Annotated in this window: 9 protein-coding genes; 2 read left to right on the forward strand and 7 right to left on the reverse strand. The window is 51.1% G+C overall.

Annotated features, from left to right (window positions below):
• The coding region (locus BLQ17_RS22810; RefSeq protein ID WP_176761389.1) for a hypothetical protein at positions 1 to 256 on the forward strand (256 nt) is incomplete at its 5' end.
• 62 nt (positions 257 to 318) lie between these two features.
• Here BLQ17_RS22810 and BLQ17_RS23470 read toward each other — a convergent pair.
• A complete protein-coding gene (locus tag BLQ17_RS23470) occupies positions 319 to 447 on the reverse strand; it encodes a hypothetical protein (RefSeq protein ID WP_281180571.1) in 129 nt (42 codons plus the stop codon).
• Between the two features lie 49 nt (positions 448 to 496).
• On the opposite strand from BLQ17_RS23470, the gene BLQ17_RS23865 reads away from it, so the two are divergent.
• Positions 497 to 859, forward strand: a complete 363-nt coding sequence (locus tag BLQ17_RS23865; RefSeq protein ID WP_245695274.1) for a hypothetical protein — start codon at positions 497 to 499, stop codon at positions 857 to 859.
• On the opposite strand, the gene BLQ17_RS21430 is transcribed toward BLQ17_RS23865, so the two are convergent.
• From BLQ17_RS21430 to BLQ17_RS21455, 6 genes are all read right to left on the reverse strand, one after another.
• Complete coding sequence (locus BLQ17_RS21430) at positions 841 to 1146, reverse strand: aldehyde ferredoxin oxidoreductase N-terminal domain-containing protein (protein WP_092226263.1); 306 nt, start codon at positions 1144 to 1146, stop codon at positions 841 to 843. The genes BLQ17_RS23865 and BLQ17_RS21430 overlap by 19 nt on opposite strands.
• A 75-nt stretch (positions 1147 to 1221) precedes the next feature.
• The gene (locus tag BLQ17_RS21435; RefSeq protein ID WP_092226265.1) at positions 1222 to 1986 is read right to left on the reverse strand and encodes an SDR family NAD(P)-dependent oxidoreductase; all 765 of its coding nucleotides are present in this window, start codon (positions 1984 to 1986) and stop codon (positions 1222 to 1224) included.
• A gap of 10 nt (positions 1987 to 1996) precedes the next feature.
• Positions 1997 to 2761 (reverse strand): SDR family NAD(P)-dependent oxidoreductase, encoded by a 765-nt coding sequence (locus BLQ17_RS21440; protein WP_092226267.1) that lies wholly within the window; start codon positions 2759 to 2761, stop codon positions 1997 to 1999.
• A 226-nt stretch (positions 2762 to 2987) separates the two neighbouring features.
• Positions 2988 to 3620 carry a corrinoid protein gene (locus tag BLQ17_RS21445; RefSeq protein WP_092226269.1) on the reverse strand — a complete coding sequence of 211 codons (633 nt, stop codon included), beginning with the start codon at positions 3618 to 3620 and terminating at the stop codon, positions 2988 to 2990.
• A gap of 54 nt (positions 3621 to 3674) precedes the next feature.
• The gene (locus BLQ17_RS21450; RefSeq protein WP_092226271.1) at positions 3675 to 5381 is read right to left on the reverse strand and encodes a trimethylamine methyltransferase family protein; all 1707 of its coding nucleotides are present in this window, start codon (positions 5379 to 5381) and stop codon (positions 3675 to 3677) included.
• Positions 5371 to 6220, reverse strand: an 850-nt coding sequence (locus BLQ17_RS21455) for an ATP-binding cassette domain-containing protein (protein ID WP_092226257.1), incomplete at its 5' end; no start/stop codon positions are given. The genes BLQ17_RS21455 and BLQ17_RS21450, both read right to left, overlap by 11 nt.

Below are 6220 nucleotides of genomic sequence, written 5' to 3' on the forward strand. Positions count from 1 at the left end.
ACCTTGCAAGGTGTGGACCGAAAGAGGCTCATTAGTCCACAGCCAGGCCCATGTCACACCGAAAATCACTTCAAGCAGTGACAACAGGGAAATTTTCGGAGCAGGAAGCTCCCTGGCCAATCGTACCATCAGAAGGCAAAGCCAGCTGTACCACACCAAGCATCCCCAGAAGGCGCAGGTCATGGGCAGATGTTTTGAACTCACCGGTTTTCACTTCGGCGATACGACCGCAAGCAATGGGGCATTGCTTGCATAATACCCACTGTTCCTGACCAGGTGTATATTGAAAAATGTGGTGTAGAGTTGTTCAGCCTTGCCCTATGAGCTGGCCTGCCAATATTTGGTTGGCCAGTCACTGGCGACATCGTTGAGACCCATATCGCCGGCGGTTCCGGTTCCATGCTCCCGGAAACCGTCAGCAGTCTCGCTGCTTCGAATTGTTTTCATGGCTGTTTTAATGGCCACTTTGATTCTGTCTGGGTCTGCAAATGCAGGCTTGCACGAACCTTTGACGGCAATACCCAGCAGGTTTTTTTTACCCCATGACGGCACCTCCGCCACATCTACCGGCAGCACGCTGCTCGACCATCAAGGTGGCAAACTTCACCAGGTTCTCGGCGGCGGGGCCAATGCACATCACCGAACATTTGGGATATTCAACTCATCACGAATCATGTCGGTTTTTTCATTGGCGGTTTTTCCCCTCAGTTTTGCAGCAGGCTTCAGGGCGACATCGTCGTTGTTGATGGAAAGGTATACGGGCTATGATGATCGTCCTTCGATTATCAGAGCATCGTACCCGGATCTTCTCAAATCAGGGTCGAAGTCGCCGCCAGATCTTTACTTTCCCCAAACCTGAGTCAAAGGGGACTTGAAACAGGCCATGATGCTGCCACCTGCCGGAACATTATTGGCGGTCAAGGGGCTTGTGGAGAAAACAAGCTTGTTTTTCGCTGAAAGTGTATCGATGCCCGCCTTAAGTTCATCGTAAAGCAGGCGGGCACCATATCCAACACCTCCGATAAACTTGCGTAAAATATTGGTATTGATTTTTTCGATCTTTATTTCGCCCGTGCTGAGAGACACTCTCAACTGCTTACCAAATATCCATAAAGTGTATCGCTCATCGTTTCCTCCTTTGAGCATGATACGGAATTGTCAAAAGCTTATTTCGGTCGATATTAAAAAACGGACCTGTTCTCTATTTGTTCATTGCAAGACTTATGTGGCATACAGTGGGAGCTTTATTGTGCGCCCGCCGTCCACTACGATGGTTTGGCCAGTCACAAAACCCGAGTTTTCGCTTGCCAGAAACACGGCAACGTCCCCGATGTCCCTGGGTACGCCAATTCTGCCCACGGGGTGCAGGCCCAGAAGCGCATCCATAGCCTTTTCAGGATCGGCTTGGGTACTGATGAACTCGTCTGACAGATCAGACCGAATCCACCCAGGAGCAATAGCGTTGCAGCGAATATTGTATTTCCCCAGGTCAACCGCCAAGGCCCGAGTCAAGCCGTGAATACCCGCTTTCGAGGCACAATAAGCGCTGTGCAGTGGATTGGATCCGATGCCTTCGATGGATCCAATGTTGATGATGCTGCCGCCACCCTGTTTTTTCATTACCGGCAATGCATATTTGCAGAGCAGTACCGGTGCCTTGAGATTCACGTTTAGCATGCGATCCCATTCTTCTATTTCCATATCTTCAAGGGAGACGCAAAAATCGATGCCTGCATTATTGACTATGATATCCAATCTGTCGAATTGACTGACGGCAAAGGGGATTATATCCGTCAGAGAAGCTGTCTTGGAGAGATCGGTTCGTACGAACGCGACTTTTGGGTTCTTTGCAAGTTCATTGTCCAGATCGCTTCTCTGAGCAATAACAACTTTGGCACCTTCTGCAAGAAAGCGTTCAACAATACCAAGTCCGATGCCGCGGCCTCCTCCAGTCACCAGCGCGACGCGATCCTTTAATTGGTCCATATGCAACTCCTTAAGCGTTGGGTTTTGCGCCTGACACTTCCACGCACGCGCCAGTAATGTAACGCGCATCGTCGGACGCTAGGAAAAAGATAACATCGGCAATGTCTTCCGGTTCTGCAATCCGTCCCAATGGAACCGTAGCGTTTAGTTTTTCTATGCCTGTTTCAGGATCTATGCCGCGGATTTTGAATCCGGTCCTTAGCATCGGTGTATTCACCTCCTGGGGGCATACCGCATTGACGCGGATCTGATTCGGTGCGTAATCTCTAGCCAGGCATTTGGTAAATATGGCAAGGGCCCCTTTGCTGGTGGTATAGGCTATATGGTTAGGGCCGGGATAGAGACCCCACATGGACGATGTGTTGACGATGGCTCCGCCGCCTTGTTTCTGCATATGCGGGATAGCGGCCCGGCAGAGATAGAAAACAGCTGTAAGGTTTACATCGAAGCATGAATGCCACATCTCGTCTGTGGTGTCCAGGATGGGTCCCCGGGGAATGATACCGGCGTTATTGATCAGTATGTCGACACCACCAAATTTTTCAGCTGTGTGGGCAATCAGATTTTCACAATAGCCTTTTTCAGCCAGATTTCCAGGAAAAGTCTGTATCTCTGTGCCCAGTTTAGACAATTCGTTCCAAATTTCCAGACAGCCCTGTTCAGACAAGTCGGAAATCATTACCTTAGCGCCGTTGTTTGCAAATTTTCTGGCTAGCGCGCGACCCATGCCACCGGCGCCGCCTGTAATTACGATAGATTTATCCTTGAAACGCATATCTAACCTCCTGTACTATTATTCTTTAGGCTTCTTTTGAAACAGATTGATGGCCCCTAGATAGACACGTTCAATCATGACAACCTCGCAAAAAACTGTCAAAAAACGGTGATGGCTAAGAAAAAAATCAAAAGATGAAGAATTTTTACGACGCCATTTCCGTTTTACGGTTTTTACGAGTTTGTCATCCCTTGATAAATCGGGATGGGAGAAACTTCATCACTGGTTATGCAACCAGCTCTTTGGCCAGTCTCGCCGCCGAGCCTGCATCGGGGGCATAGCCATCCGCCCCGATCTGCTCGGCAAAATCCTGATTGACGGGAGCCCCGCCGATCATAATCTTGACCTGATCACGCAAGCCGCTTTCACTGATTGCATCGATCGTCTTTTTCATCATCGCCATGGTCGTTGTCAACAGCGCGGAAAGCGCGACGATTTGCGCCCCACTTTCTTTTATTTTCGCCACAAATTGTTCGGGGGCGATATCGACGCCGAGATTGATGACCGTCATTCCCGCGCTTTCCATCATCATGGCGACGAGATTCTTGCCGATGTCATGCAGGTCCCCTTTTACGGTGCCGATCACCACTTTCCCCTTGGCGCTGCCGCTCTCTTCCGGCAGATGCGGCTTGAGGATTTCCACGGCAGCACTCATGTTCATGGCGCAGTTCAGCACCTCGGGGATGAACATGTCCCCGCTTTCCATTTTTTCGCCGACGATATCCATGCCTTTGATCAGGCCTTCGTTCAGGATGTCCTTGCCGTCCGCACCGCCGTTCAGGTTGGCCTGCACCTCGGCAATCAACTTGTCTTTGTCGCCGCCGAGAAGGATCTCTACTACCTTGCTCAAATCTGCCATTGTACTATCTCCTGTTTTCTGATTTTATTTGAATTCCTTCATCACAAACACTGATCAACCTTTCAGCCATTTCTTCTCCAATTCCTGCAGAGCGGCTACCTTATCCGGATCCAGCGGCGGCACCTCGTAATTTTCCTCAATATCGATGACCTTTTCATTAAGCGCTTTTATCAAATCATGGGCCTCGCTGACACCCATCGCCGGGCGGGTAAAATAGGTCGGCTGCCAGAAGCTGCGGAAATTCTGCAGGGTGTGCTTCTGAATGAGATAGTTGCCACCGGCGCCGACCGAATCAATCACATCGATGGCCAGGGTTTCATCGGTTACCTGAATCCCGCGCATGAAATGTTTGACATGATCGATGACCTCATCACAGAAGAGCACCGTCGTCGGGTCGACCAGACTTGCCTGATCCAGCAGAGCCACATCGTGTACGAGGTTGGCGCCGGTCAGCACCGCCAGCAGACAGGACATGCCGATCTCGGCGGCCCCTTGCGTATCCAGAGCCTTAGTGTCGGTACAGCCGGCCGTTCCCCAGAAGGGTAGATGGAAATAGGTGGCGATATCGGAAAGGGCCGCGCACTGCAGGTACAGTTCAGGTCCGCCGTAAACACAGACGGTCGACTTCATGTCCATAACCGTGGCGACACCACCGTAGAGGAACGGCGCTCCGGGATTGGTCAGTTGATGGATCACCAGCCCGGCAAGCGATTCCGCATGACTCTGGGCCAGCAGACCGGCGGAGGTGGCCGGCGCGGTCGCCCCTCCCATGGGGATGGGATAATAAACGATTGGCATTCTATGCTCGGCACAGATCATCAGTTCCTTGATGGCATGATCGTCATGAACAAGCGGAGAAATGGGTTCCCCGAGCTTCATCATATAGGGGTTCATCTTCAATTGCTCACGACCTCCGGCAATGATGGACGCCATCTCAATGACATCGAGGAGAGCGTCCGGGCCGCTGGGGCTGAAGGAAATCGCCTTGCGTTGGTGAAGCATCATCTCTCGGATATTCACCCGGTCAACAATTTCCGGGGGAAGATCGGCCGCGAAAGCGCCAACCTGGACAACATCCATATGCCGGGTGTAATCCATGATTTTTGCCATTCTGGCGGCATCAGCGGCGACAAATTTTCGCCGCTGACGGGTCTGGGGATCGATGATGTCGATGTTATCGACCAGGGGAGAAAAATGAGTCTTTCCCGTTTCCATGCGATAGGCTCTGTTACCGTCACGGTCACAGAGCACAAATCTTTCCGGTACGGTATTCAATGCCCGGTCGACCAGGTAGCTGGGTATTCTGACCAGACCGTTGTTTTCAACCACAGCGCCGTGACTATACAGAAGATTTCTCGCTTCTTCATTGTGGATGAGAGAACCGGTTCTTTCTAGAATATCGCAGGCCCCCAGATGTATTTCTTTTATCTGGCTGTCAGATAAAACACGCATGCGAGGAGTGATTTGGGTAAAATTGGCAAACATTGCATCTCCTTTTTTGATCTCTTTTCTTATTTTTTTCGATTTCAGCGCTGTGTGGGCAGGTGCTGCTTTCCCAACTCTGTTTGTATTTTTATGAAACCTTTCTTGCGGAGATCTCCAGCACAATAGCCCGTGCAACCACCTAAGCTTTTTTTCTTCCGCAACGGCTTCCCGATACCCCCTCTGCATGAATATCAGCGGGCATGATTTTCGCACCATTTCTGACAAAAGAACGTACCCAAGCTGTCTTCCGCGAGATTTGAGCCGATCAATCCTCATCAAGTTCCTTCCCCTGAATTCCCCTGAGCAGCGCCCCCTGGGTGACAACCCCCACGCAGTTGCCGCCTTCCATAATTTGAATGATTTTGGCGCCGGTGCTGACCATCAGGTCAATCAGCGCATCGAGGTCTTCGTCGGGGGAAGAAACCGGACACCCTTCCAAGTTTGCGTCCGGGTATTTTTTTTTGAAGTAACCGATACTCCACATCACGGTATGGGCGTAGACGAGATGGAGGCGGGAGATACCGGCAACAAAATCGGCGACATAGTCATCCGCAGGCTGAGTGACTATATCTTCCGGAGTACCTATCTGCACCAGCACCCCGTCTTTCATGATGGCGATTCGATGCCCGATCCGAATCGCCTCATCCAGATCATGGGTAATAAAGAGGGTCGTCTTTTTCATTTTCGCAGACAATTCCAGGAACTGGTCCTGCAGCTGCCGGCGAATAAGGGGGTCCAGGGCGCTGAACGGTTCGTCCATAAGCAGAATATGTGGATCAGCGGCCAAGGCCCTTGCCAGCCCCACCCGCTGCTGCATACCACCGGAGAGTTCATCCGGATAGCTCTCGCCCCACTCCGCCAGTTTGACGATACGCAACGCGTTATCCGCCACCTTATATCGTTTTTCCCGCCCTATTCCCCTTAATTTGAGCGAGAAGGCAACATTCTCCCTGACGTTTTTGTGCGGCAACAGAGCCATGTTCTGAAAGACCATGCCGATTTTTTCGGCTCGAATCCTTCTAAGCTCTTCAGGGGCCATCATTGTAATATCGTTACCTTCAATGAACACAGTCCCGGAAGTAGGATTAATCAGCCTGTTTACATGTCGCACGAGT

The organism is Desulforhopalus singaporensis (assembly GCF_900104445.1).
Taxonomy (GTDB): domain Bacteria; phylum Desulfobacterota; class Desulfobulbia; order Desulfobulbales; family Desulfocapsaceae; genus Desulforhopalus_A; species Desulforhopalus_A singaporensis.